General features: G+C 52.8%; 1 protein-coding gene. It reads right to left on the reverse strand.

The window, feature by feature from the left end; all coding sequences use genetic code 11:
* Positions 1-78: 78 nt before the first annotated feature.
* Positions 79-432 (reverse strand): replication protein P (locus DLK05_RS17100; RefSeq protein WP_438830193.1); only part of this gene is annotated, 354 nt, incomplete at its 5' end.

The raw sequence follows: 432 nt of genomic DNA on the forward strand, positions 1-432 counted from the left end.
AGACGTGTAGGTGCACTATTACGCGGTGGGGATTGTAATTTTCCATGAATTTTCCATTTCTCACTTAGCGACGGAATCTTACTTATTTCCTTTTTTGACCGCATCCGGATACAGGCCTCGCTTCCGGCAATACTCGTAAACCATATCAACCAGCTCGCTGACGKTTGGCAGTCCGGCGGTAACGGATGCTTCTTCCCGGCACCATGCAACAAACTGCCCGGGTGATGGCAGAAATGGTCGATTCTGCCGACGGGCTACGCGCATTCCTGCGTTAACCTGTTCCATCGTGGTGATCCCGTTTTCCCGAAAMGCCAGAACCCACTGGCGACGGATTTCGTTCACTTCGTTCTGGTCACGGTTAGCCAGGCTCGCCGGGAAAGTTGCCAGTAACTGGCTGAACACACCGTTGATGATCTGCGCTACCTGCTGTAC

Origin of the sequence: Ancylomarina longa, from assembly GCF_003996985.1 — a bacterium.
Classification (GTDB): domain Bacteria; phylum Bacteroidota; class Bacteroidia; order Bacteroidales; family Marinifilaceae; genus Ancylomarina_A; species Ancylomarina_A longa.